The sequence below is a fragment of the Paraburkholderia sp. BL6669N2 genome (assembly GCF_003387275.1).
Taxonomy (GTDB): Bacteria; Pseudomonadota; Gammaproteobacteria; order Burkholderiales; family Burkholderiaceae; genus Paraburkholderia.
In genome coordinates this window covers 1,273,911-1,299,329 of the sequence record NZ_QUNA01000001.1, presented here as the reverse complement: position 1 = coordinate 1,299,329, position 25,419 = coordinate 1,273,911, and the positions used below count along the sequence as shown (strand labels likewise).

19 protein-coding genes and 2 pseudogenes are annotated in these 25,419 nt (G+C 55.6%); 14 read left to right on the top strand and 7 right to left on the bottom strand.

Going from position 1 to position 25,419, the window contains the following annotated elements; genetic code table 11:
* The first annotated feature begins 39 nt into the window (after positions 1–39).
* From B0G80_RS05850 to B0G80_RS05840, 3 genes are all read left to right on the top strand, one after another.
* Positions 40–393, top strand: coding sequence for a hypothetical protein (locus B0G80_RS05850; RefSeq protein WP_147309833.1), 354 nt, complete (start codon positions 40–42; stop codon positions 391–393).
* A gap of 32 nt (positions 394–425) precedes the next feature.
* Positions 426–845 carry a hypothetical protein gene (locus B0G80_RS05845; RefSeq protein WP_116117337.1) on the top strand — a complete coding sequence of 140 codons (420 nt, stop codon included), beginning with the start codon at positions 426–428 and terminating at the stop codon, positions 843–845.
* 162 nt (positions 846–1,007) lie between these two features.
* The gene (locus tag B0G80_RS05840) at positions 1,008–6,635 is read left to right on the top strand and encodes a DUF3320 domain-containing protein (RefSeq protein WP_116117336.1); all 5,628 of its coding nucleotides are present in this window, start codon (positions 1,008–1,010) and stop codon (positions 6,633–6,635) included.
* Between the two features lie 106 nt (positions 6,636–6,741).
* Here B0G80_RS05840 and B0G80_RS47955 read toward each other — a convergent pair whose 3' ends face one another.
* The gene (locus tag B0G80_RS47955) at positions 6,742–7,137 is read right to left on the bottom strand and encodes a hypothetical protein (protein ID WP_408967694.1); all 396 of its coding nucleotides are present in this window, start codon (positions 7,135–7,137) and stop codon (positions 6,742–6,744) included.
* Positions 7,138–7,952: 815 nt separating this feature from the next.
* Here B0G80_RS47955 and B0G80_RS05820 point away from each other — a divergent pair.
* From B0G80_RS05820 to B0G80_RS05805, 5 genes and pseudogenes are all read left to right on the top strand, one after another.
* Positions 7,953–8,717 (top strand): DUF4145 domain-containing protein, encoded by a 765-nt coding sequence (locus tag B0G80_RS05820; RefSeq protein ID WP_116117333.1) that lies wholly within the window; start codon positions 7,953–7,955, stop codon positions 8,715–8,717.
* Positions 8,718–8,726: 9 nt separating this feature from the next.
* Positions 8,727–9,431 carry a DUF4145 domain-containing protein gene (locus tag B0G80_RS46645; protein ID WP_258878818.1) on the top strand — a complete coding sequence of 235 codons (705 nt, stop codon included), beginning with the start codon at positions 8,727–8,729 and terminating at the stop codon, positions 9,429–9,431.
* 76 nt (positions 9,432–9,507) lie between these two features.
* Entirely contained in the window at positions 9,508–9,717 is a 210-nt protein-coding gene (locus tag B0G80_RS05810; RefSeq protein ID WP_258878817.1) for a hypothetical protein, read from the top strand.
* 39 nt (positions 9,718–9,756) lie between these two features.
* On the top strand, positions 9,757–9,930 hold the full coding sequence (locus B0G80_RS45700) for a hypothetical protein (RefSeq protein ID WP_181919910.1): 174 nt from the start codon (positions 9,757–9,759) through the stop codon (positions 9,928–9,930).
* Positions 9,931–10,369: 439 nt separating this feature from the next.
* Positions 10,370–11,323: pseudogene (locus B0G80_RS05805) on the top strand (tyrosine-type recombinase/integrase); the annotation flags it as partial.
* Positions 11,324–11,546: 223 nt separating this feature from the next.
* Here B0G80_RS05805 and B0G80_RS05800 read toward each other — a convergent pair.
* Together B0G80_RS05800 and B0G80_RS05795 are read right to left on the bottom strand one after the other, a co-directional pair.
* The gene (locus B0G80_RS05800) at positions 11,547–12,365 is read right to left on the bottom strand and encodes an AraC family transcriptional regulator (RefSeq protein WP_116117331.1); all 819 of its coding nucleotides are present in this window, start codon (positions 12,363–12,365) and stop codon (positions 11,547–11,549) included.
* Between the two features lie 77 nt (positions 12,366–12,442).
* A complete protein-coding gene (locus tag B0G80_RS05795) occupies positions 12,443–13,435 on the bottom strand; it encodes an AraC family transcriptional regulator (RefSeq protein ID WP_116117330.1) in 993 nt (330 codons plus the stop codon).
* A 148-nt stretch (positions 13,436–13,583) separates the two neighbouring features.
* Here B0G80_RS05795 and B0G80_RS45695 point away from each other — a divergent pair, with 148 nt between their 5' ends.
* The 6 genes from B0G80_RS45695 to B0G80_RS05770 all read left to right on the top strand — a co-directional run bounded on the left by B0G80_RS45695 (position 13,584) and on the right by B0G80_RS05770 (position 21,035).
* Positions 13,584–13,751 carry a hypothetical protein gene (locus B0G80_RS45695; protein ID WP_181919892.1) on the top strand — a complete coding sequence of 56 codons (168 nt, stop codon included), beginning with the start codon at positions 13,584–13,586 and terminating at the stop codon, positions 13,749–13,751.
* Entirely contained in the window at positions 13,732–15,792 is a 2,061-nt protein-coding gene (locus B0G80_RS05790) for a recombinase family protein (protein ID WP_116116778.1), read from the top strand. The genes B0G80_RS45695 and B0G80_RS05790 overlap by 20 nt, the downstream gene beginning before the upstream one ends.
* 666 nt (positions 15,793–16,458) lie before the next feature.
* Positions 16,459–17,394, top strand: coding sequence for a phytanoyl-CoA dioxygenase family protein (locus B0G80_RS05785; RefSeq protein WP_116117329.1), 936 nt, complete (start codon positions 16,459–16,461; stop codon positions 17,392–17,394).
* Between the two features lie 183 nt (positions 17,395–17,577).
* Positions 17,578–18,588 (top strand): SGNH/GDSL hydrolase family protein, encoded by a 1,011-nt coding sequence (locus B0G80_RS05780; RefSeq protein ID WP_116117328.1) that lies wholly within the window; start codon positions 17,578–17,580, stop codon positions 18,586–18,588.
* Between the two features lie 278 nt (positions 18,589–18,866).
* Positions 18,867–20,231, top strand: a complete 1,365-nt coding sequence (locus tag B0G80_RS05775; protein WP_258878816.1) for an MFS transporter — start codon at positions 18,867–18,869, stop codon at positions 20,229–20,231.
* 54 nt (positions 20,232–20,285) lie between these two features.
* The gene (locus B0G80_RS05770; protein ID WP_116117326.1) at positions 20,286–21,035 is read left to right on the top strand and encodes a hypothetical protein; all 750 of its coding nucleotides are present in this window, start codon (positions 20,286–20,288) and stop codon (positions 21,033–21,035) included.
* A 14-nt stretch (positions 21,036–21,049) separates the two neighbouring features.
* Here the strand turns inward: B0G80_RS05770 and B0G80_RS05765 are convergent, their stop codons facing one another.
* From B0G80_RS05765 to B0G80_RS46640, 4 genes and pseudogenes are all read right to left on the bottom strand, one after another.
* Positions 21,050–22,591 carry an IS3 family transposase gene (locus B0G80_RS05765; protein ID WP_116116775.1) on the bottom strand — a complete coding sequence of 514 codons (1,542 nt, stop codon included), beginning with the start codon at positions 22,589–22,591 and terminating at the stop codon, positions 21,050–21,052.
* A gap of 388 nt (positions 22,592–22,979) precedes the next feature.
* A complete protein-coding gene (locus B0G80_RS05760; protein WP_220377441.1) occupies positions 22,980–24,491 on the bottom strand; it encodes a P-loop ATPase, Sll1717 family in 1,512 nt (503 codons plus the stop codon).
* A 551-nt stretch (positions 24,492–25,042) separates the two neighbouring features.
* On the bottom strand, positions 25,043–25,261 hold the full coding sequence (locus tag B0G80_RS05755) for an MOSC domain-containing protein (RefSeq protein WP_258878815.1): 219 nt from the start codon (positions 25,259–25,261) through the stop codon (positions 25,043–25,045).
* Between the two features lie 2 nt (positions 25,262–25,263).
* A pseudogene (locus B0G80_RS46640) lies at positions 25,264–25,419 on the bottom strand (carboxylate--amine ligase); the annotation flags it as partial.

Genomic DNA, 25,419 nt, shown 5'->3' with positions numbered 1-25,419 from the left:
CCTCAATCGGCAACCCACTACGTTCAGACTTCCGCCGCATTGACCGATATCGAGGAGTGGGGGATCGCGCTAACATCGTCCCGGGTGGTCGGCGAGGGCGCAAGCCAGTGCATGCAGTTTCGGACCGCTTGGGTCAACACACCGGCGTTCGACTATCCGATCGCCGGCGCCATGCCGCTCGGCCTCTACCAAGGTCACGAGCTCTATGTTCGCCTACCTGCGGGGCATCTACCGGCGATGCTCGTCGCGCGCTATGGTCGCGAGCTTGGGCAAGAGCAGACCTGGCTACCGGCACCCGCCGGAAACCAGGCGATCACGGTCGTGGCTGACGTGCTGCAGGAGGCGCATCGTCGCGCACTGGCGCTCGGCTACGGCACCCTGCTCGCGTTTTGAGCAACGGAAAGCAAGAAGACAGCGGGACCAGCATGTCAAACAAAATCCAAATCGCTTTTGATACGTGGACACCTAGAAAGTATGCGGCGGACCAGCGCGTATATCAGGAGCGACTGATCGCGGCACTTCCGGCGCACGAATTGAAGTTCTCGATTGCCCGCGACACGCCTCAGTCGGTGTACATGCCGGAGGGCATAAGCATGGCCTCCGGTGTCGATGCGGCTTTGGCGATGAAATTGGCTAAAGCGATCTGGCCAACGGTGGCGAACACCGACCACCGACTGTACGTGCACAAGCTTGTACAACAGTTCCTGCTGTCCACGACGCGTGTACCGACGGAAATTTTGGACAATTCAGTAGTAGCGGAAAGTTGGCCAAGTGAAGAAAAGCCGCACGCTGCGGGTTTTCTTCACACTCGTCATGCCAGTCGGAGCATCAGTATGAGGGGATGAATCGGAGACGGTGTGAACGCGTACCCGCTTATTCGTATGGTTCAAGATGTCCCCGTCATAATTTTTCTGTGATCGCTGGCGTTTCGTTCTCAGAGAAGGGTTATAGTCTTCGTCGAAAAGGGGCCTTCGAATAACAAGAAGGCAAAAAGGACCGGGGGATTCATGGAATCAGTACGGGGGCAAGCCGCGTCTGCGGCCGGTGAAGATCAGTCCATTTTTCAGAGTAACTTGCCGCTTGTTGAAAAGCTGGAGCGAGCCCGCATCGAGTTACTCGATTTATCAGCGCGCAATCGCCTGCTTAATATGCCCCGAGGTGCTCGGGGAGGTCGCTCCATCGAGATTATCGATGAGAAAGCGGGTGAGATTTTTCGGCTGTTGGTCCGAGAGGGGAAGACTTTCACGTTCCTGGCAGGGCGGGCCGCGGAAACCGGGGATCCGATGCGGGAGGGCGCTGACGAAGCCTCAGTAGAAGACGTTTCGGACAAGGCGCCGACCGAACTCGATGAGATCGACGAATTGGCGCAGCCCGAAGATAACAGCATTGACGAGCGGGGTGTTTTGCGCCGGCATGCCGACACGCGTCTGCAAACACGTTTGACCAGCAAGGGTCTCCAGAAGCGCCTGCTGGAACTTTATCTGGATGCACGTACGTTGGAGGAAGAGCAGGGCGTCAACGTGCTTTTCCTGGCGATCGGTGCCCTGAAGTGGGTCGATCCGAATAACGCGGAGAACATCCGGTATGCGCCGCTTCTATTGATCCCCGTTCAGCTGGATCGCGGCAACGCGGGCGAACGCTTCAATCTGAAGGTCAGGCAGGAGGACTTTGCGTCGAACCTGTCGCTCGAAGCTTATCTCGATCGAGTGCATGCGCTTCGCATGCCAGCTTTTGATGCGAATGACACGTTTGAGCCACTCGATTATATGGAGCTGGTTCGAAAGAGCGTTGAGACCAAGGACACGTGGGAAGTGCTCCCCGACCATATGTCGGTGGGTTTTTTCTCCTTCGCGAAGTTCTTGATGTACCGGGACCTGGATCAAGCGGTTTGGCCCAAGGGTGCTACGATCGCTGATCGTCCGCTGATTCGCTCACTGTTAGCAGATGGTTTTGCCGACGGTGAGGACCTCGCACATGAGGACGCCAATATCGATGGGCTAATCCCGCCATCGGAAATGCTTCATATCCTGGATTGCGACAGTTCGCAGGCATTGGCAATCCATGAAGTGCGACGAGGCAAGAACCTGGTCATTCAAGGGCCGCCGGGTACAGGTAAAAGTCAGACGATCGCCAACATCATTGCTGCTGCGGTCAAGGACGGGAAGAGTGTGCTCTTTGTGGCCGAAAAAATGGCTGCACTGGATGTCGTGAAACGCCGTCTCGATGATAAAGGCGTCGGCGACGCATGCCTGGAGCTGCACAGTAACAAAGCCAACAAGCGCGCGGTACTTGACGAGCTTCGGCGAACGTGGGAATTGGGCGCTCCTAAGGTGGCGGATCCGGGAAGCCTGTTCACACGTCTGACCGAGGCGCGCGACAGCCTCAACGCTCATGCCAGAAATCTGCACGCCGTCGATTCGAAATCGGAGTTATCCCCGTTCCAAGTGATTGGACATTTGGTTCGTCTTCGCGAACAAGGCGAACGCCCCAACGACATTCAACTGGAGACCCCGGAGCAGTGGGGCAAAGATGGTTTCGCGGCGCGCCAGAGTTTGCTGGCTGATTTGGCTAGCCGTGTGATTGAAATTGGTCGGCCAGCTGATCATGCCTGGGTGGGTGTGGGGCGGGCTGCGATTTCACCGATGGATGCCGAGCGTCTGGTCGCACGCGTTCAGCAGTTGCTGCATCGGGTCGTGGCGGAGCAGCAGCAGTTCGCGGTTGCAGCGGAGCTTGTGGAGCTCGCGCCGCCACTTCGGCTGTCTGACATTCCTTCGATGGCAGAACTGCTCCAGCGCATCGCGGTGGCACCCACTCTCTCCGCGTCGGCCATGGGGCATGATGCCTGGCAGAATCCCGATCCCATCCTGCATTTGCTCGAGCTTGGGCAACGGTATGCATCACAACGAGAGGCTTTGGTTGACCGAGTTGTCGGGAATGCATGGGACATCGACGTGGGCGACACGCTCCGTGCCTTCACGGAGCTTCCCGAGACCTTCAATGAGGAGCAGTTCCAGCGCCTCGCCCGGCTAGCCGAAGGACTTCCCCGTTTGTTGGGCGAAGCGGCGGCGCTCGCTCGTCAACTGGGGCGGGAGGCAGGGTCCTCGTTTGAGGACTTCCAGATGCTGGCGCGCATCGGTGAGCGTGTGGGATCGGCGCCGCCCGCCAGCCCGGAAACCTTCGCGTCGGACCTATGGAGTGATGGGATTGAGCGCGCCGGTGAACTCGCGCAAGCCGTGGCCGACCTCGATGCCGCCAAGATCGCCATTGGGGCGCAGTTGACCGAGATGGCGTGGTCCCTCAGCTTAGCTCCCGCGCGTGCAACTTTGACATCACGCGGCACAAGCGTCTTCCGTCATTTAAGCGGTGAATGGCGTGCAGCCCGTCGGTTGGTCGAATCGGTTCTGGCAACCCCAAATCAGCCCCTACCCATGGTGCTGGGATTGCTGGATACCTTGGCCAAGGGGCAGGACGCGAAGAAGATCATCGACGCCGAAGATGCTTTTGGACGCAGCGCGTTTGGCGACGATTGGCGTGGCGCCAGATCCCAGTCAGCACCGCTGTTGGCGTTGGTCGAGTGGATGCGGTCTCTGAAGGGGTTAGGTGCCGAGCCCCGGCTGATCGCCGCGCGCAGCCCGGAAAAAACGGAAGTGGCGGCGCGCGCCAGGCAACTGTCGTCCGTTTGCCTGCAGATCGAACACGGACTAAGAGAAGTCTGGGAAGACCTGGGGGCGGTTCGAGGGCCGGTATTCGGCGACGTGGCAGCGGTGGAGCGTGCTGATTTGAGTTCCCTGCTCCAACTCGCAGTGCGATATACGAGCGCACATTCAGCCGCCGGCGCGCTATTCTCCGCGTCAGTCTCTGACGCCGGTAAAACCCGTTCTCTACTGGAAGCGCTGGCCGCTGGTCAACGCGATCGTCAGGCCGTGCGCGAAGGTTTAACTTTGGGGCAGGCAGCCTTCGACAGTGTGTGGCAGGCAGAACGGTCCAACTGGACCGTGCACAAATCCGCCGCGGACTGGATTGCACAGAACCCGGATATCCGGGCTCTAGCCGGCCGGATCAGCGAGCGAGAGTATTTGGTATCTCGTGCCAGAGTGCTGACGGAATCCCAAGCGCTTATCCAAAGCAGCCTCAAGGCGTTGGCTGACGAACTCCAATTGGACCTGGAAGCGTCCATTGGCGGGACGATTCCGGATGCACGGCTTGAAGTTATTGTTTGGCGCCTGCGGCGCTGGAGCGAGGAACACGAACAGCTCTTCCGATGGGTGAACTATCGGGATCGCTCGGCACGGGCCCGGACTCAGGGTTGCGGTGATCTGGTTGCTCGCCTGGATGACGGCCGACTTGCGCCGGAAGCATTGGCCACGGCATTTGAGATGGCCTATTTCGAGGCAACTTATGCGTACATGGTTCGTCTCCAACCAGATCTCGCCCGGTTCGATGGGGCTACGCATGGACGTCTTGTGCAGGAGTTTGCCTCGCTGGATCGGCAGCGGATTATTGCCGCGAGCTCGGAAGTGGTACAGGCGCATTACCAGAACGTTCCACCTCGCGATGGTGGCGCGCTCGGGCCGCTTGGAGTACTCCGGGGCGAAATTCAGAAAAAGAAGGGGCATATTTCGTTGCGCAAGCTTGTGGAGCGGGCTGGGCCAGCGTTACGAGCGCTCAAGCCAGTTTTCATGATGAGCCCGCTATCTGTTGCGCAGTTTCTCGTGCCGGGAAGTATGGAGTTCGACTTGCTGCTGATGGACGAAGCCAGCCAGATTCAGCCCGTTGATGCTTTGGGTGCAATCGCGCGATCAAGGCAGGTTGTCGTCGTTGGTGACCCCAAGCAGTTACCGCCCACCGCCTTCTTTGCCAAGATGACCTCGAGCAACGAAGACGAGGATGACGAAGGCGCGACCGCAGTCGCAGATATTGAGAGCATCCTTGGACTGTTCGCAGCTCGTGGCCTGCCTGCCCGGATGTTGCGCTGGCACTATCGGAGCCGTCACCAGTCACTGATTGCGGTCAGCAATCTTCAGTTCTATGAGAACAAACTTTACATCGTGCCTAGCCCTTACACGGCACAGGGTGGTAGGGGCCTGCGATTCCATCACGTCCACGAAGGTTTGTTCGACGCGGGCAACAAGCGCAATAACCTGATCGAGGCGAAAGCAGTGGCACAGGCGATCATTGCTCATGCGCGCACCTATCCGAAGCTCTCCTTGGGAGTCGCGGCCTTCTCCGCTGCCCAGCGCCGCGCCATCATTGACGAACTCGAACTTCTGCGCCGCGAGCTTTCACCGGACGTTGAGGAGTTCTTCAAGGCGCATCGTTCAGAACCGTTCTTCGTCAAGAATCTGGAAAACGTTCAGGGCGATGAGCGCGATGTCATCTTTATCTCGGTCGGCTATGGCCGATCCGTGCCTAACGGCCGAGTGCCGATGCGGTTTGGCCCACTGGGTACGGCAGGCGGTGAGCGACGCCTGAATGTTTTGATTAGCCGCGCCAAGCAGCGATGCAACGTGTTTGCGTCCATGACGGATGAAGACATTGATCCGGCCTATGCGTCGGAGCGGGCTGGGGTCAATGCGTTCCGGATTTTTCTCCAGTATGCCCGCACGGGGCGCCTGCCGATGGCGGAGGTCACGGGGCGCGATCATCACAGCGTGTTTGAGGAGCAGGTGGCCAACGCATTGCGGGCGAGAGGTTACGAAGTCCAAGCACAAGTAGGTTTGGCTGGCTTCTTCATCGATCTGGCTGTCGTCGATGCCGAACGCCCCGGGCGATTTCTACTGGGTATCGAATGCGATGGTGCTGCATACCACAGTGCCCGCTCGGCCCGGGATCGCGATCGGCTGCGGCAGGCCATCCTGGAGGAGCACGGCTGGACCATCCACCGGATATGGAGCACTGACTGGTTCCAGCGCCCGATCGAACAATTGGACGTTCTGATTCGTCGCATTGAAGCGCTCAAGTCTGAGTTCGATGAGTTGCGGGAAGATGCTGCGCTCGCCGAGCAACTGGATATCGAGGCACCTTATGTAGAGCGGGAGACGGTAACGGACAAGGAGGACGCTGCCGGTTTCGCACCCTACGAAGAAGTGACCTTGCTGCGGCCGCACCATCTCACCGGCGAGTTGCACGAAGCGCCACAGGGCGCGTTGACGGAGTTGGTGGTTCAGGCAGTTCAGGTGGAGGGGCCCGTGCATCGCGACCACGTCATTACCCGGATGCGGGAAGCGTGGGGTTTGAAGCGGGCCGGTGTCCGGATTGAAGATGTGGTCGGGCGATCCATTGATGTTGCGGTAACGATGGGCCGTATTACGCGTTCCGGAGAGTTCCTGTCGACGCCGAACCATGTCCCTGTGCCTCGTGATCGTTCGGGGGTCAATGCGATTGCCCTTCGTCGAGCCGATATGCTACCGCCGGCGGAGATCGAAGTCGCCACTCTTCAACTGATTGAGCGGAGCTTTGGCGCCACGCGGGAGCAGGTCGTTCAGGCGGTGTCACGTGGGTTTGGTATCCGCAACACAAGCAGTCAGGTTAGAAGCGTCCTTGAGCAGGCCGTCGACAGCATGATCGCTCGACGGCAATTGAGGGAAATCTCGGGAGTGTTGACTGCCACAGATGAATCGAGGCGGGCTGTGTGACCTGCCGAACAACCAGCGATACATCTAATACCCGCCCCCTCAATAAGACATGAACGACCGGTTGCCCATTCGCGACGCTATGCCGTCGATTCTCGATAGAGAAATTTCACAGAACGATCAGGACGCTTTTGGGCACCGGCACTTTGCCTTGGCGCTGAGAAGCATGATCGAATCCGATCGGCATCAAACGCCATTCAGCATCGGTTTGCTTGGCGGTTGAGGAACAGGGAAGAGCAGTATCAAGGAGCTTTATCGGGCGGATCTGGCGAGCGATGCGGTGAAGCAGGACGGTCGGCGTCGTTCTGAGCGTTTCCATTGCATTACTTTTAATGCATGGCGCTTCGGCGGTCGTGACCACGACGTCAAGCGTGCATTGCTTCGGCACGTGTTCTTGGAACTCGGAGGGGAGGAGGACAGCCTGCAGGACCGGCCCTTCCGGCAGATCAGCGAGACCACCGAGCAGCCGAAGTCGTGGCGCGCGGTGAGCGGGGAAACGTTGCATGGATGGCGCATACCGCTTCCCGCTCTCGTCATCGTTTTTGCCTTCCTTTCGCCGTATTGTTGGCCGAGCAGATGGTCGGCGCGGATCAATGTTTGCATGCACGCACGAGGCAGCGGGTGCGGTTGAATGGCAGGAGTTTCGCGAGGCCATTCGGCGACACTGTGGAATCGAAGTGCTGGCCGACGTAATCCTGTTTGAGCAAGGAAAGCAATATGGAAGTTGAAGTCACAGTCGATGGCCGAACATATGTCGCAGAGGTTCACGAGGTCGATGGCGCTGTCACGATTATCACGGACGCTGGATGTATAGAAACGACTACCATCGGTGGCGGCAGCGTCGGGTCGATCGCGCGAACGATGCTTCTACGTATGGCGCGGACCGGCAAGGCCCGACCGAAGGCTCAGTGACAACGGAAAACGTATAGAGGGAAATACAGGTGACAAAGATTAGCGAAACCGAATGGCGGGCAAGGTTAAAGCAAGCGGAGAGCCTTGCAGAAGCAGGCACTGAATGTGCCTTGTGTGGCGGAACTGGAGGGTGGCCTGGCTTGGCCGGCTTCGTCGCTTGTAAGCCATGCAATGGGACCGGATCGACGGTTCCAACCAGCACGAACGTGAACTAGGAAAGCAGGAGGGCTCATGCTGCAGAGATGGATCAGACGGCTCGCGTGTCTTATCGGGCGGCATCAATGGGCGCCGGGAGCCCACTACCACTACATACTTAACGATAGCGGCATTCATTTTCACGAATGCGTCCGCTGCGGTAAGGGGCGTTCAAGCTGAAAAAGCGGAACCTACCCTACAAGGTGAAGATCGATGGAAATTTTCAAGGCCGTTTGTCCGCGATGCGAGGGGGAACGGAACTGCAGCGTGCATGGTGCGCTTGATGAACCGTGGGAGTGGACGGATGGGCGTAACGCGACCAACGGACAGGTCGATCATCGACTATTGAAGTGCTTGGGCTGTGAAACCGTTTTCTACTGGCGCGGCAGTTGGGACTCTGAGGACTGGGACATTCGAGTAGGTGTCGACGGTGCTCAGGGATATTATCACCCGATCACCGTGACAACCTATCCGATGCCTGAGCAAACCACTAACCGGCCAGACTGGATCTGGGATTTGTCGAACATAGACCCCCAGCTCGCGACGATTCTGACCCAAACATATGATGCGAAAGAAGCGGGCGCACTCATCTTGGCGGCGGTGGGACTCCGGACGGCTCTCGATAGAACGACAGAGTTTCTTAAGATCGACCCCGGTTTGCCACTTGAGAAGAAGGTAGAAGGCTTGATCCAAAGCGGCTTTGTTGGAGAAACGGAGGCGAACGTTCTGGCAACCGTGGCGAACGCGGGAAACGCAGCCGCTCATCGTGGCTGGTCTCCAGATGAGACCGAATTCCGCAAATTGCTTGACGCATTGGAACATTTCATCAAGCGTACCGTGATCAGCGGCAAGTCCGTTCTTGAAATCGCGTCACGCATCCCTCCGCGGCATCCGCGTCCGGGGAAGTCGTTACGAATTGGTACCGTTGACGATGGTTCGATCAAAGGAGTTGCGATCGGCAAGGTCGACGACGAATAGGAATACATCGTGACGACCAAGGCCCGCTCCTCGCCGATAACTCCAGTGTGGTCGCATTGCAACGAGTGCGGTCATGAAACCCAGCACATCGTGGTGAAGCAGATCCGCAAGTCGCGCGACTACGATCACGGCCGCTACACGGTATCCGTCGGGACCACTCGGCGCATTTTGCAATGTTGTGGTTGCCATGAAGTTACCATGAGCCGAACCGACTGGTGCTCGGAAGATGATCCCCAGGATCCGTACGTTCCAACATACTTCCTGCCCCGCGTTTCGCGACGTAAGCCCGACTGGCTGGTTCGGCAAGAGGCGCCGGCGTATCAAGGGTTGCTTGACGAAGTTTATGCGGCACTTCACGCTGACAGCCGAAGGCTGGCGATGATGGGCGCGAGAGCGATTATTGACAAGGCGATTGGCAGGAGAATCGGTGACAAAGGCAACTTCGCCAAAGGGCTTGACGAATTGCAGAAAGCCAACTTACTGAGCCAGCAGGAGCGACTAATAATCGAGGCAGCCTTTGACGCAGGATCGGCTGCCATGCACCGCGGCCATCAGCCTTCGGCGGACTCGCTCAATACTACTATCGATATCGTTGAGCGAGTCATCCACGCTGAAATCCTCGAAGAGAAGGCCAAGGAATTGGTGGCGGCTACGCCAAAGCGCGCGCCTCGGGCGGCGAACTCCGCGACCGAGAAACGAGATACGGCAGGCTAGCTAACCAGTCTCCAAGTTAAACAGGAGGGAACGTATGCAAGAAGGAACTGTTGTTATCGTGAATCAGAGGCGCGGTATGTTTGTCGTGCAGATCGACGAAGGAGATTTTGCCGTTTTCGAATTGCTCGCGGGAATCGACGTCGCCATTGGCGATAGAGTTGCAGGTGACCTCGAAGCATTGGGACATGAGGAACTGCGGCATGTCGGTCAACGTCGCCGCTTCGCGGCGTATGGCCAAAGCGGGCCTAGCAGCTTGGTAGCATGCAAGCGGCTCGTCGGAGACTGACCGGAAAAGGCGTTATCGACGCTACAACTGGAGGTTGCCATGAAGCGCGTGAAGCGGTTCGCGGAATCCGGCGACTGGAAGATCAAGGCATCGCCGATCATTCTCGCGAATCAGCGGCTTTTCCAGGCTGATGTAGTTATCGAACATGTTGACGGTATGCGCTTCGTGTTTTCGGATCTAGGCAATCGGGTCTACCGATGGCAAGCCATATGAGCGCACATACAGAGTGCGGAATGGATATGCTGCGCGACGTCTCGGGTTTGCTGTGGTCGTAGTATCAGCTTATCGGTGCTCAGAAGCTGTCTTTGCGGCTCGAGATAGAGGGGCTTGGTTACTCTTTGTCGGTATTGAATGACGGTATTGGCTTCGGGCAGCGTCTGGTCGGCGGCGATACCGTCCCGTACGCCGTGTACGAGCTTCGAATCTGGCGATGCGTGTGAGGGAGCAGGATGTTTTGGTCGATGGGTCGACATCCCTGAACGACTTCAGACAAAGGGGCCGGGCCAGAGAAATTTCGCAGTGCCATAACGGCCCGCATAATGTAAGGCCCCAGACGAACACATAGGGCGGTACGCTTTACGGTATCATACTTACACGGATCGTCCCAATCGCCCGCCATTGCTGGTTTCGCAGGCCTGATAGAGAATCGAGTGGGAATTGGGCGGAGAAGTATTTCGCGGAGGCCGCCCTTGCCGAGTCCACACGGTCGATGCGCAAATCAGTTTACGACCGCAATCTCGCGTCGGAGTTTGGCCGTCTGAAGTTGGATGAGATCACACCGGCACGACTGATGGCGCGCTGCGAGAAGATCAAGGAGAGGGGCGCTGCGGCCCCTGCCGTGCATGCGCGCGAGATCGTTCTGCAGGTCTACCGTTTCGTGCAGGCGCGGGGACTGAAGGTAGACAATCCTGGGGAAGCCATCCGTCCGTCTGCCATCGCCAGCTTCAAACCACGTGATCGGGCACTATCGCCAGCCGAAATTCATGTGTTTTTCAGTGCATTGGATAAAACGCCGACGATGCCTACGTTGCGTCTCGCTATCAGATTCATGTTGCTCACGCTGGTGCGCAAGTCTGAGTTCATTCTGGCAATGTGGAGCGAAATAGATTTTGATACCGCAGTCTGGGCAATTCCGAAGGAACGGACGAAGGCCGGTCGCCCCCACAATGTCTACCTGAGTCAACAGGCTCTGGACATTCTGGTCGCGTTTAAGACGTGCTTCGGAGCGAGTTCGTACGTGCATCCCGGCCGCTATGAAACGGCCTCCCCGATCAGTGCGGCGACTCTGAACCGCGTCATTGACAGCACGGTCAAGCTAATACGCGACGACGGGACAGATTTTGATCCGTTCACGGTGCACGATCTGCGTCGGACGGCCAGCACGATATTGCACGAAGCAGGATTCAACACCGACTGGATCGAGAAATGTCTCGCTCACGAACAGCGTGGCGTGCGCGCGGTCTACAACAAGGCGGAGTATGGCGAGCAAAGGAGGGCGATGCTCCAGGAGTGGGCAGATTTGCTGGACGGCTGGATTGCTACGAATCCAAAGGCGAGCGTCCTGCCGCTAGCACAGCCGGCCAAGGCTCGCGAGTACATTCCTTGAGCTCGAAATTCCGTGAGATCAAGATTGACGCTGGACGTCAATTTCATGGCGGTAATATCTTTGCGAGCCACGAGAACAGCGTCATTTGAGAGCACGTTTTCTAATGTCAGTTGCAATTCTTGCCGCGGTGCAATGAGTATCGGACACACGGTCACGTAGAGAGGCGTAACATCAGGCGGGCGGAGAACTAATTCTCCCCAGTTGCGCATTTTTGAAATTGGTTTCAGCGGGGTAAATTGCAATTTGCGCGACGCTCGGGCAATGAAGTCTCAGTTTGCGCGGCACGACGCCGGGACACATATTGCTCGAACGACATCCCTAAAGTCTGGCGAAATATTCGGGAAAAAAAACCTGGGCCAAGTTGCACCAACTCGGCTACTTCTTCTAGCAGCACGTCTCGGGCAAGATGCTTTTCCACGTACTCGCTCACCATACGAGCTTGCGTAACGTCAAACCTGCCGGAAGTCTGGACCTGCAGATTGGCGCTTGAACCCTGACACCTCGCTGCCTCTCGAAGTACGAACGCCGCGAATGACTCCATGTAGAGCGAATTGATTTCCGGTGATGAGGCCATCAGAACAAACCGTGTTAGCAGGTTTCGTAAAAATGGAGCTTCCAAACTTGCAATTGGCGCGAGCCGGGTTGCCGCAGGGAGCACTGTGGACGTCTTCAGCAATTGCTCTTCTTCGATAACGACCGAGGTTACTCGTAGGAGACGGGTATGGCATTCAATAAACATCTGCTGCCCATCGGGCACAATGGAGATTGAGTTACCAAGGCAAACGGGCATCGCGTGAGCAACACCTTCGATATAGCAAGTACCTCGAAAATCCGATTTGCCGCTGTACAGACTAAATCGATGTCCATTGAAGGCGCTGCTATAGGAAAAAGACGACTGTGCCGCTCGCATCCTTGTAATAGTGAGCCACGGCAACAGACGTATTCGCTCGACTTGCGGTCCTTTCCCTCCGCCAATCACCAACTCCTTCTGTTCTATCCCCTCGTAACCTTCCGGGTATTCAAAATGTGTTGTCAACGACATATTGCTCTCCATCTTGTTGCAACAGCAGTGTGAACAGAACGGCTGCGACGCCTGAGTGTATGCTGACGTAGTTCGGCTCAGGGCCGGATTAGGGTGCGTCGATAATCTGCTGGCGACTGTCCCGTTATCTGTTTGAAGGTGCGCGAAAACTGGCTGCCACCGTTAAACCCACATTCTAGCCAGATTTCAACGAGCCTTCGACGTGGGAACTTTCGCATCAATTCAATGGCCTGTTTCACGCGACACTCACGGAGGTACTTGACGGGGGATCTCCCGAAAGTGTTGCGAAACATCTTTGTAAAATAGCTTCGACTAAGTTGCACCTCACGAGCCATGTCGTCGAAATCCACTTCGTCGCTCAGATGGCGGTCAATGAATGCACACACTTTCGCGTGTTGCCGACTGGACAGACCGGCGAATGGGCCGTCCTCGCGTGACGGCTCCTCCTCCTGCAGGCGCAACACGTCCAGCACGATGTAATGGACGCCCGCTTCAACGTATGCCACATCTGCACCATCACGAACGACGTGCCAAAAATTCTTGACGATGTCGGCAAGCCCGTCCGCCCGTTCGTACATCATCGGTTTTAGATCCATTTCCGCCGGCTGAATATTCAGCCTTTTCGCGAGCTCTTCCAGGTCAATGCTTACCGATATCGATCCGAATGGCCCTGTGCCATGTTCTTCACGGACCTTCGTGCCGGGCGGGACGATAGAGATGACTGTGCCAGCCCAACGCGGCACGTTGCAAAGAGCATCGTCGACATGAAGCACTGTGGGGCGGCGGCAGTCCGCATCGTACACGGTAATCTTGAGCTCATTGAAAATGCTGGAACAGTCAAGAGTCACGGACGGCAATTCGAGCCGTGTAAGAGTCACCCATGAGGTGGGTGTGTATCTTTCCGTCTCGTGGCGAACCTGCAACACACTGCCCATCATCATTGCGACGATGTCGTTGTCCGCTATCCGTTTCACCCGCGCTTCGGCGAGCGCGTTAATGTCATTGGAATGAATCGCTATCGAGGCGAGTCGTACCTGATCATCATGCAACCCGATGGCACTCGCGCTCATCTTCCGCCGTGGATGACCGGCGAAGCAGCAACTCGCATGTCTATCGTTGTGCAGCCGGAATTACCGCACGGGGCGTTGATCGAACTTCAACGCCTGGTCAGCGCCGCTTTATCTTCTTCAGTGTTGTCAACGCACAGGGGATACGGTGATGCGCAAACAGGTGATGGTGCAGCACGATCTGTTCGAGGGGAGCAGCGAGGAAGGACCTCTGCCCGCAGAGGTGTTAGCGGACGTAGTGGCGCAGTTGACACTGTTGATGCAGTCGGTGATCGATGCAATCGAGATGGAGGTGCGCGATGAACAAGATCCGCGCTGAGCATCTCTCGCGCCTCGCCTATGTCTACGTTCGTCAGTCGACGCTGGACCAGGTGCAGCATAATCGTGAGAGCCAGTTACGTCAGTATGGACTCGCCGATCGTGCCCGCGTGCTCGGCTGGCCTGAGGTGACGGTCATCGATGACGACCTGGGCCGCTCGGGCTCGGGTATCCATCGGCCCGGCTTCGAGCGCTTGCTGGCCGCCCTTTGTAGCGGCGCGGTGGGCGCAGTATTCTGTATCGAAGCGTCCCGGCTCGCGCGCAACGGGCGTGACTGGCACACGTTGCTCGAATTCTGTCGGCTCGTCGGAACGATCCTGGTGGATGAAGATGGTGTATATGATCCGCGCGAGCCTAACGACCGCCTGCTGCTGGGCATGAAGGGCACGTTATCCGAGATGGAACTCTCGACGTTTCGTCAACGCTCCCAAGCCGCGCTGGATCAGAAGGCCAAGCGCGGGGAGTTGTTCATGACCGCACCGATTGGCTACATGCGTGTTCCGAACAACCGCATCGAGAAGGATCCGGATCTACGTATTCGTGAAGCGCTCGATCTGGTGTTTCGGAAGTTTCGCGAGTTTGGTAGTGTGAGGCAGGTTTTAATCTGGTTTCGACAGGAGCGCATTGAGCTACCGGCGGCAAGCTATGGCCCGGAGGGCCGTTATATTGTCTGGAAACTACCGGTCTATAACACCCTGTGGCATGTCCTGACGAATCCCACCTACGGCGGGGCATACGCATTCGGCAAGACCAAGACGATTGTGCGCATTGAGAGCGGTCGCAAGCGGCTGTACAGCGGCACCCACGTCAATCGCGAAGAATGGCAGGTCTTGATCGTCGAACACCACGCGGGATACATTAGCTGGGACGAGTACGAGAGCAATCGCAAATTGATCACCGACAACGCCAACATGAAGGGCAACATGGTTCGGGGTGCGGTCAAACGCGGCGGTTTGCTGTTGGCCGGTCTCATCCGCTGCGGCCATTGCGGTCGCAAACTGCACGTCGCGTATTCAGGCACCAAGGGCGACATCGGCCGCTATAGCTGTCAGGGCAGCATGATCAATCATGGCGGCCCACGCTGCATCTCGTTCGGTGCGGTGCGCGTAGACCAACGCGTCGCTGAGGAAGTTCTACACCGACTTGAACCATTGGGCATTCGCGCATCGCTGGACGCCATTGAGCGCAAGCGCCTGAGTGAGGATGAGCGAGTCCGGCACAAGGAACTGGCGCTCGAACAGGCACGTTATGAAGCTGCTCGGGCGCGTCGGCAGTACGATGCGATCGATCCCGATAACCGGCTGGTAGCCTCCGAGCTTGAGCGTCGGTGGAACGACGCGTTGGCAACACAAGCGCAGCGGCAGTGCGAACTGGATGCGCTGCGCGAGCAGCCTGCAGACTCACTCAGCGCCACCGCGCGCGACGAGCTCATGAGATTAGGAACTGACCTGCCCAGGTTGTGGAATCACCCTGCCAGTGCCATCGAGATCAAGAAACGTATCTTGCGCACCGTGCTCAAAGAGATTGTCGTCACCAAGCAGGACCACACCATCCGGGCGCTCCTACACTGGCAAGGGGGCGATCACACCGAGCTCGAATTTGAAACGAACCGGACCGGTCAACATCGCTGGGCCACTGACGTCGAAACGATCGACATCGTTCGAGCCTTGGCGAGAACGCTTGCAGACCAAGGCATCGCTGCTGTCGTTAATCGTTTAGGCAAACGCACGGCGAAAGGGCTTTCATGGACAGCGGCGCGAATTTGTATCTTGCGCAAAGACCATGCGATAGCCGCTTATCGCGAGGGAGAGCGGCAAGAGCGCAATGAGCTGAATGTGACGGAAGTCGCGGCGCTATTAGGCATCAGTACACCGACCGTCTTCCGGCTGATCCGCATCAAGCGATTGCCTGCCACGCAGGCGTGTCTTGGCGCACCGTGGATTTTACGGCGCGTCGATGTCGAAACGTTTATCACAGCAAGAAGTGCCATCGAGGGTCCGCAATCAGCTGACCCGAATCAACTATCCATTGATCTTCAATAACATAGGGAGGTGAGCATTATGTCTCGTGTCCGGGAGCTCCCGGGTACTCACCCTGAGTCCGTCAAGCTTCGTGCGGACATATTCGCCAAAACGCGTAGGGTCGTCATCTGCCGCCATGGGTGCCGGGATCTCAATTTCTATTGTTGTTGGGCCTTCCATCCGAACTGTCGAAAACGCGCAATGGTACGGCGTATCGTCTGAGCAGATTAAAGTAGCCGCCGATAAATCTTTGACGATTTCTATGCTTTTTGGCGTTTTGTGTTGTCAAAAAATGACGCCGGTCCGCGGCCCGGTGCCAGACTGCGGCATTGCATTGTGCCGACGGACGGCGGTCGCGGCAATCAAGGTGATAAATAGCCTTCCAACCGAAAACTGCAAGCTATAGCCGATCCCAAGGAATTCAGCGCGTTGCGATAAAAGATCCGAAAAAGAACCAGAATCGTCAAGCCTCAGTTTTTTCGGTAAAGCCGCACGGCGACAAATACACCAGAATGCCACTCATGAATCGTAACGACGCGTTCGGAGCATTGTTGAAAGAGGGGCTTTGCTCGGCTGTTCGCACCAAAGAATTTTCGTTGGAGCTGACAGGCTCGCTTCCGAATGTCCAAGTTTCGCTTCATTACCTGTGACCTCAATACCTTTTCCGTAGCGCGCCGGAGAGACACTATGCTTGCCGTGAAGAACGTGGAAGAATACTCGCATAACCTAGAGGAATACGAACGGAATGGGTTCACAGTTTTTAGGAACGTCATAGATTCCGGACTCATTGCAGAGGCAAAGACGCATTTTATCTGGCTTCGCGAGAAGTTTCCAGAATTTCGTCCCGAACATCTTCACCACCCACTAATGCGTGACGACGCATTTTGGGTTCGGCTGGTTACTGATAGCCGATTGCTCGATCTAGCTGAGCTTTTCCTTGGGCCCAACCTGGCCTGCTTTACAGCACAATATATTTGCAAACCACCGATAGATGGTCAGGCAGTTCTCTGGCATCAGGACGGATCCTACTGGAAGCTGTCGCCGATGGAAGCGGCATCGCTGTGGCTCGCTGTTGATGAAAGCTCGACGGAAAATGGCTGTCTGAGGATTATTCCAGGCACGCACAAATTGCCGCTGCGGAAGTTGGTATTGCGCAGCGACACACCCAATATGTTGATGTCTTCGATTGAGGAGGAGTATGTCGACATCAGCAATGTCGTGGATATCGAGTTACAGCCTGGAGACGTATCGGTACATCACCCCAATGTCATTCACGGTTCCGAACCGAATAGATCTTTGAAGCGTAGATGTGGGTTGGATATAGGATTTATAAAGACTTCTACATTGATTTCGAATGAAGAACTCTATCTAAATCCAATCCTTGTCAGAGGAACGTCGGTCCCAGGCATTAATAGCTACCGGACTTGGCCGCCTTATAGTTCCAAGACGTCAGTGCAATTTTCAGGTAGTGAGTCGTGGACGAAGAGGATTCGAGAGTTCAATGCGTTGCACCCTGACTTCGTAGCGTCGGGGCGGGACGATGAGCCTGTAGAAGAAATTGTGAGGCGAATGATGATCCGTTTGAAGAGTGGAACGACGAAGCAGAGGCACTCCAGTTCTTGATGCCTTCATCAAGCTGGCTTCGCTAGTGCGGCGATGTCATCGCTCCTGATGCAAGGGAGTCGCCGCGCGGTCGGGCGCCACTCTGCCCGAAACGTCGGTGAACCGTTGAGAGGGTCACGCGGGGGCACTCAGCTCAATGCACATTGTCCAGCTTCGAGTCGTACGCAAAAAAAGGGGGCATCGATGTCTGCTGTTTCAGACCTCACGCCGCAAATGCGGGGCTATGTCGGCGAATTCATGGACCCAGATAATCTGGGTTGGTTGCCTTACATTATGTATTTTCATCCGGTCAATTTTAATTCAAGCATTGTGTCGACGGACGCTTCCGGGTTTCGATACACCATTGCCAGAAAAAAACGGTACTCGGCCACGACCTTAAACCGGGCTAACGCCGTTCGTTTGCTGGTCGGAAGTTCAACAGTATTCGGTACTGGCGCAAGTAGTGATCGTCATACGCTGGCGTCGCGGTTGACGGAAAACGATCTTCGACCGGAACTATGGATTAATTTTGCTGGCCGGGCATTCAACTCTACGCAAGAGTTGCTCCTGTTCGAGCTCTACCGACATCAACTGCCTCCCATAAAAGAAATCGTTATTTTCTCGGGGCTAAACGAACTCGTGCTTTCGCGCTTGCCGTCGAAGTTACGTGGCGAGCATGGAGGGTTTTTTTTCAGCCAGAATTTTTTCGATCGGCTGACGGCCAAAAGGATGTCAGCAATTTCTGCGTGGTTTAGAAAGAAGCCGAAAGAAGCTGGAGAAGTTGATGTCCTTTCACTCGAGGAGCAGATTGCATATACAACAGGCTTGACACTTCGACGTTTGGATTCATGGCAGATTTTCGCTCAGGCAATGGGTGCCCGACTTACCTACGTGCTCCAACCGTTGGCTGATTGGGTCCGGCCTTGTGGTTCCACGGAGGAGCAGGCGATTTTCCGAGAACTGGATACACACGGCTCACTCAGGGAGACGTACAGGGATATCTGCTCCCTAGCTACGCATGAAGCTTACGTGAAGTGTCTGAATGAAGGCATCAACGGGAAGGGAGTCAATTTTTTGGACTTTACACCGGTCCTTGCGAAGGCGGCCTTACCTGATCAGTGGCTCTTTGTCGACCGTATTCACTTCACGGACGAGGGTTCCGATGTGGTCGCGAAGCTTCTTCTTAACGAATTAACTCAGGAACATCTTTCATGAAAAACATATGGAATTTCATGCTCCGCATGCTGAGGCTAAAGCGGAATTCTGACAAAGGAGAAAAACAAAAAGACGCTTCCATATATCCCATGTTTTGACGTAACGCATCATTTCTGGACGAATCGAATCTTCGACTGCAACTCCTTCCGACAGACAGGCGTTGCGATGGACCCACATAAACATCTTGGTCGTAAGGAGCGCAGGATGATGCAACCAAGCCTTTTGCCCCGTTCGTTGTGTCGTGTATGACTCGTCGACACCCGTCAATGACATGGACCGTGATTGCCACCGGCCTTGGGTTCAGTGTTGTACAGCTGGATGTGACTATCGTAAATGTCGCGTTGTCGAAGCTGGCAGCGGCGCTGCACAGTTCGTTAGCCGGCCTGCAGTGGGTCGTAGACGCCTATACGCTGGCGTTTGCGGTGCTGCTGCTATCAGCGGGTACCCTCGCCGATCGCTTCGGTGCGCGGCGCGCCTATCTGGTTGGCTTCGGTGTGTTCGGAGTAGCTTCGGCGGTTTGTGGTGCGTCTGTTTCGGTTACGGGGTTGATCGCCGCGCGAGCGGTGCAAGGACTTGGCGCGGCGTTGCTGGTTTCACCTTCCTTGGCACTGCTAAATCACGCCTGCGCCGACAACCGCCAACTGCGTGCCCGCGCGGTTGCATTATGGACGGCCGCAGGCAGCGCGTCGGTCGCGTTCGGTCCGCTGATCGGCGGGGTGTTGTTGCAAAGCCTTGGGTGGCGAAGCATTTTTCTCGTCAATCTGCCTCTATGTGCTCTCGCGATCTTGCTGACCATACGATTGCCTGAAACAGCGTGCACACGGCGACCGCTTGATCTGCGTGGACAGATGCTGGTGGTGCTGGCGTTGAGCAGCCTATGCGGGGCTGTGATCGAAATCGGAGCACTGGGCTGGAGGCAGCCGCGAGTACTGGGCGGCTTCGCCTTGGCCACCGTCAGCGGCGTGGCCTTTGTCGTAGCCGAGGCACGTGTCTCACACCCGATGCTGCCGTTGAGATTTTTCCGGTTGCCTAATTTTAGCCAAGCGGTGTTGCTCGGCGTGGCGGTGAACCAGACTTACTACGGTGTGATCTTCGTGCTTAGCCTGTATTTGCAACATGTGAAGCACTACACCGCTATGCAGGCCGGACTCGCCTTCATACCGCTGACCGCTACCTCCGTCATCGCCAATCTCCTCAGTGGTTGGTTGAATGGTCGCTTTGGCGCACGCCTTCCCATGCTGCTGGGCAGTGCAATTGCTGCCCTCGGCTTTTCCCTTCTCGCGCAGCTGGATGGTGCTAGCAGCTATGCCTTGATGCTGACACCGTTCCTGTTGATCCCTGGTGGTGCGGCGTTGGTGGTGCCGGCGATAACTGCGACCGTCCTCGCCAGCGTCGACACGACCTGGTCGGGCACTGCTTCGGCCGTGCTCAATGCGGCGCGCCAGGCCGCTGGCGCAATTGGCGTGGCTATATTCGGTGCGCTAGTCGCTGGTGGTGACGATCACATTGTGCGCGGCCTGCGCTACGCGGCCGGGATGTCGGTCGGTGTACTTGCCTGCGCCTGGTTGGTGGTGTGGCTAGGTATGCGCCGTGAAGATACAGGCCTTTCTGCTAATGGGGAGCACGACACGAGCTGTCCGTAGGCGACGTACAGAGCTTCCCTCAACCATGATCGCGTTTTAACGGGGAAATTAGTGATGTGGCGTGATATTTACAGACTGACGCTGAATCCTGAAATTTTTGTTGATTCAGATAATTTGCGGAATCTCATCGGAGAGGCTGGATTCGGCTCAGTAGACACCGTGCCTTTGAAGGTGGCTGGAGATGTCGATGCACTTTGCGACTATCTCAGTCGGATCGCCAGTAACTGCGAGATGCAACTCCGATCACGGATAGAGGCGGTCGGCCACAGTGGGAATATCCGACGTGCGGCCCGTGGCGTGTTTATGCAGAGTGCTCCGGTAGCGTCTGCTCTCGGCAGGTGGCTACAAGGCCTCAGTTGCCCATCCAATTTCGAGGATCAGATGTACCTCAAGACCCTCGCTTTACTTGCTGATGACATTGGTGTCGGTAAGCCGGAGATGTCTAGGACTGACGGCTTCCGCCAAATCGCCCGAAGGTTTGATCTCGTGAATGCTGCAGGGCAAGCCCATGACCTAGTTGCGGACCGCAGCCTACGGGATGGCGCTTTTCGTTTTCCGGCAATCCTGTTTGCCCTTAGCCGGCGCAGCGAGATGTTTGTGCCCGAAATAACGGGACTTGACTTCGCACTTCGCACGATCGGCCTACTTCCCGTGTGGCGTGTGCTGGCGGGATACTTTGATGATCCTGAGTGGCGACGCCTTGATCTGGCGGTGCCGCAAACCGACGTACTCCCACAAGGTCACACTCCGACTTCTCTAGCACGTCATATCCTGAATCTCGTTAGCAGCTGGGGGTGCGGCTAAATACTTGGACTGGTTTATGCTGCGATTCCCAGGCTCTCCCGGTATTCGAGCGGGCTGAGAGCGCCTAGCGAGACCTTGATCCGCTTCGCGTTATACCAGCGTATGTAGGAGTCAAGTACCTCAATGAATTGCTCGACGGTCGTAGTCCGCCAATCACGGGAATGGAACCACTCCGTTTTGAGCCGCCCGAAGAAGCCTTCGCAGGCCGCGTTATCGGGTGAGCATCCTTTGCGTGACATCGAGCGAACTAGTTTGGCATCACGTATGCGTGCGAGCCATCCAGGCCAGCGATAGTGCGCCCCGCGATCAGAGTGGACCACAGGCCGTTTATTACTGTTGGCTACCGTCTTGATGCCCTCATCAAGCATGGTATTTACAAGTTCGGCATCCGGCCGCGTGCCGATTGTCCAGCTCACCACCAGTCCATCGAAGCAGTCGATCAACGGAGACAGATACACCTTGCCGGCCGGGATCTGGAATTCGGTAATGTCGGTGAGCCACTTCTCGTTCGGGGCTCCTGCGCGGAAGTCACGATTGATGATGTTCTCCGGCGCAGGGCTTATTTCTCCGCCGTAGGAGCGGTAGCGACGTCGTCTTGCTGTGGCAGCGGTCAGCCCATCCTGCCTCATCAAACGTCGCACCACTTTCTCCGAGATAACGACCTTCTGCCTGCCCAGTGCAGCGCGTATCCGGCGATAGCCATAACACCGGTGATTGACTTCAAAGATGTCTGCGATGACTCGGCGAGCGCCAGCATACTTGTCGGCCACGAGCAGACGCGCACGATGATAGAAGTAGGAACTGCGAGCTAGCCCCAATACGGCTAAAAGCTCTGACAACGTGTAGGTGTTTTTCAGGACATCAACCAGCATCGTCTTCTCCCGGTTGCTCAGGAGTTGCGGGACGATGCCCATTCCTTTTTTTATCAGTTCGTTCGCCTTCTTCAGGATGTCGTGCTCGAGCTGCAGTTGCCGGACGTCGCGTCGAAGCGATTCGACCTGCTGTTCCAGTTTCGCACGCTCACTGTCAGGCGCTGGCTTCTTCTGGCGTTTCATGGATGCTGGGGCTTCACGACCGAGTAGCTGGTTCTTCCAATTGTAAAGCGTCGGCCTGCTCACGCCTGCTTTCTGCGCAAGCAGGCGCGCGCTTTCCTCTCTGGTGCACAGTTCGATGACTGCCGCCTGCTTCACCGCCGGCGATTTCGGAATGCTGCCAGTTGCTCTGCCGACAATGCGTTTTCCGATTTCGGGATGCAGTTCTTCGATCCAGGCGGCGAGCGTCCCGCGACTGGGATATCCCAACGCCCTCAAGGTTGCAGCAGCACAACGGCCCTGGCCTAAGTAATGATCGACGGCCACCTTCTTCCGTTCGGCCGAATATACCGGCCTGGAACGAACATAGCCGGTCCGCAAATCATGACATCGCTCGTATTCGAGATGCCACGATTTCAGAGAATTCTTGGTCGGATAACCCAGCTGTCGGATGGTCGCCCCGACGCGCTTACCCAACTTCAAATAAAGCCGGACCGCTCGCATGCGGTCTTCGTACGAGTACATGAACTACCTCCAGGTAGTCCAAGTTTTCGTCCGCAGCTCCCTCGGGAGAGAGACCCTTGATTGGATGGCGGTAGAGATTGATAATTTTCGCCATTATTCCCGCAGTGCTTAACATAGCGCGGGAAGGGGCCGACTCCCGCCGAGCGTCGTCGGACAGAATTCGGCCATCTACGGCCACCTGCCCACGCAACTAAACGGACATTCGAACGTCGACTTCCCCGTTGATAAAGGCAAACAAGTGCTGCTTCCACCCGAAAATTCGTCGACGAAGAGGTGGTCCGCTTCCGCAACGGAATCGACCGATCTTCAGATCGACAGGGTGGAAGCGTTCGACCGGATGTATGAAGCGGTTTCTACGAGCGCTGTTTCTACCCCGGTCTTCCAGTCATTATGATTTTCGACCAGATTCACTTCGTTGAAACTTCTTTCCAGTATCCAAGGCTTTGCTCATTCCGTAAAAAATTTCGTAATGGGCTCCAATTTTAACGCTAGGCGAGATATTGGAGTATGTCCTGTCCTTAAAACACCAATGGAAAAACTTCTGGTTGTCGTCAGTTGTTTCGATATATGAAATGATGTTCAAGTCATATAGAAACTGTAGAAATTCCTCTGCGGACGACATGAATTTTGGTCGCGGCACCCCAGATGATTCGTTGTGTGCCGTAAGTGACTCATACGCCCTTAGATATTCTTCGTAATCAAATTTATTCCTGCCATCCAAAAACTGGAAAAACTTAAGGAAGCTTTCGTAATCTTGGCTGGAGTAATAAAATGACAACTGATCCTTCACTTCTCCCAGGAGATAGTCGGAATAATCTCGTCTAAAAGTAGCGTCGTTAAAATCATCCAATGAAAACGATCGACTCTGATCCTTGGATGCGGTGACAAATCTTTCGCGAAGCATCGTCAACATTGTAATGATATCACGGGGACGATATAAAGCGAATCGAAGAAAGCTTATGAATGAAGACGGCTTTTCAAATACCATCGTTCTATCGTTTTCACTTGGAGAATCCCACGGAAAATAGAAGTCCCACGCGTCTCCTTTCTTTAAAGCAGTAGAATTTTTTTGCTGGTGGGCCAACACTTGATCCGCTACAGCAAACAAGTCGCTAGTGCGATGGTCGCGATACGTCGTGGACCAGTTTAAAAGTACGGCGTTGTCTCTTATTTTAGTATTTTGGTTTTGCAGTCCCAACGAGCCAAAGATGTCGGGGCGCACTAGAAGAACAGCTCGGAGTCGACCAGGAGAATCACGGATTGATGGGAAGAAATCGTTATTGATTTCCCAAACGGCGTTCGCAAGTCCTTTAATACATTCTATGTAATCGTTGTACGGAATTGATGCCGGGCGGATGTCGATCCCGTCAATAAGCAAAATGTGGCTTCGCTGAAGCTTGAGCGAACTTAACGCTGTCTCAAAGTTTTTTTGAATATAAAGAAGATTTGTCTGAAATCTTGATTCACTGAACGTTACTGAATTCTTTTCTTCCCCAGAGGCTTTTGCGAATTTACTCAGCAACTCTGCGGCGATCTTTGACTCTCTTACGAATTGGAGTGCATGCTGAATCTCGGGTGTGAAAGCATGGACATAATATTCTTGAATTGCGTCGTGGAGCGCCTGAAATTTGGTAAAGCGCCTAAAAAACCCCGATCCACCTTCGTTCTCATATATCTCCTGAGAGAGCAGCAAATATATGATTACCTTCCAAATCGATGAATAATCGGAAAGGTCTAACTGTTTTTCGTTTTTTAACGTAATAAATTTTTGGTACTCTGTCTCCCGAATGTATCTGAGAGAGGAAATATTATTGTTATGTGAATTATTAACCATGAAAACAGAATAAGCCGTTTCCCCATGCCTTTGTCGCCAATCAAAAACGTGGTCGAGGGCCTGCAAAGTTGATTGAGATAGTCGTTTTGGATAAATATTTCGTTAAATAGATTTTTATTTTCTCTTCGCTTGTAATTTTCCGCGTCGCTATAACCAATTGTCAGTTCGTTGATTTTCTTCATCATATTTCCCCGAGGAACGTTTTCGTCGTATTCAGTCGTGGCGATCCAAACCACGATAAGCTACCACGCCGGCAATATCGGAAAGCCGATTAGTACGCTTTTGCTAATCATACACGGCGACACGACGACGTGAGAAGCTCAGAACTCGTTCTGATCAGTTGACGCGAAGGGTTCACCGATGCCTTCAGCTTGGTGCGGTGTGGCTAGTTCGCGAGTGGGTAACTAGAAGGGCCCCCTGCCCATCCTGGCTGAACCAAGAGGCAGTGCTGCTGCCATCTCTTTCGATGGTCCGCCGATTTCCGGAAGCGGCCATTGAGCTGGCGGCAGTTCCAGTGACTGCTTCGGGTCGACAGCCGAGGTTCGCCGCCGTTGGCGGTGCGGCTTGCGATGATCTTCCGGGTTCGGCCAAACCGCGTCGGGTCCGACAAGGGGAAGTTAAATGCCCAGATCGGCATGGCCGAAATGCTGCATGATCGCTTTCGGCAGATTGGCATCGCGTGTGGCGGTCTCGGGGTTGACGTTGATTACGGCACAGCGCCGCGTCGGTAGGGCCCCGCGAAAGCGTATCCCGCCAATCTCCACTTCCCGACCGAGCCAGTTGAGCTCCGCCCAGGCAGGCACGCCGTCGAGATAGACGTTAGCGCGTGTTGCCAACACCCGCCCTTGAAAACCGGCTTGACGAAAATCATGCCGTGCTTTTTCAGCATCGCGCGAATCTGTTCTTCGCTAGCGTCCGGACCCAGAATCTCGGGCGTCGGAAAGCCCACGAACTGCAGCAATCTGGCGCCGTGCAACAAACCGGTGACTAGCAT

Excerpts from the sequence above, each read along its gene's own strand:
- B0G80_RS05845 (WP_116117337.1), top strand. The coding sequence starts at position 426 with ATGTCAAACAAAATCCAAATCGCTTTTGATACGTGGACACCTAGAAAG.
- B0G80_RS05840 (WP_116117336.1), top strand. The coding sequence starts at position 1,008 with ATGGAATCAGTACGGGGGCAAGCCGCGTCTGCGGCCGGTGAAGATCAG.
- B0G80_RS47955 (WP_408967694.1), bottom strand. The coding sequence starts at position 7,137 with ATGCAACGTTTCCCCGCTCACCGCGCGCCACGACTTCGGCTGCTCGGT.
- B0G80_RS05820 (WP_116117333.1), top strand. The coding sequence starts at position 7,953 with ATGGAAATTTTCAAGGCCGTTTGTCCGCGATGCGAGGGGGAACGGAAC.
- B0G80_RS05810 (WP_258878817.1), top strand. The coding sequence starts at position 9,508 with ATGTTTGTCGTGCAGATCGACGAAGGAGATTTTGCCGTTTTCGAATTG.
- B0G80_RS45700 (WP_181919910.1), top strand. The coding sequence starts at position 9,757 with ATGAAGCGCGTGAAGCGGTTCGCGGAATCCGGCGACTGGAAGATCAAG.
- B0G80_RS05800 (WP_116117331.1), bottom strand. The coding sequence starts at position 12,365 with ATGTCGTTGACAACACATTTTGAATACCCGGAAGGTTACGAGGGGATA.
- B0G80_RS05795 (WP_116117330.1), bottom strand. The coding sequence starts at position 13,435 with ATGAGCGCGAGTGCCATCGGGTTGCATGATGATCAGGTACGACTCGCC.
- B0G80_RS45695 (WP_181919892.1), top strand. The coding sequence starts at position 13,584 with ATGCGCAAACAGGTGATGGTGCAGCACGATCTGTTCGAGGGGAGCAGC.
- B0G80_RS05790 (WP_116116778.1), top strand. The coding sequence starts at position 13,732 with ATGAACAAGATCCGCGCTGAGCATCTCTCGCGCCTCGCCTATGTCTAC.
- B0G80_RS05785 (WP_116117329.1), top strand. The coding sequence starts at position 16,459 with ATGCTTGCCGTGAAGAACGTGGAAGAATACTCGCATAACCTAGAGGAA.
- B0G80_RS05780 (WP_116117328.1), top strand. The coding sequence starts at position 17,578 with ATGTCTGCTGTTTCAGACCTCACGCCGCAAATGCGGGGCTATGTCGGC.
- B0G80_RS05770 (WP_116117326.1), top strand. The coding sequence starts at position 20,286 with ATGTGGCGTGATATTTACAGACTGACGCTGAATCCTGAAATTTTTGTT.
- B0G80_RS05765 (WP_116116775.1), bottom strand. The coding sequence starts at position 22,591 with ATGTACTCGTACGAAGACCGCATGCGAGCGGTCCGGCTTTATTTGAAG.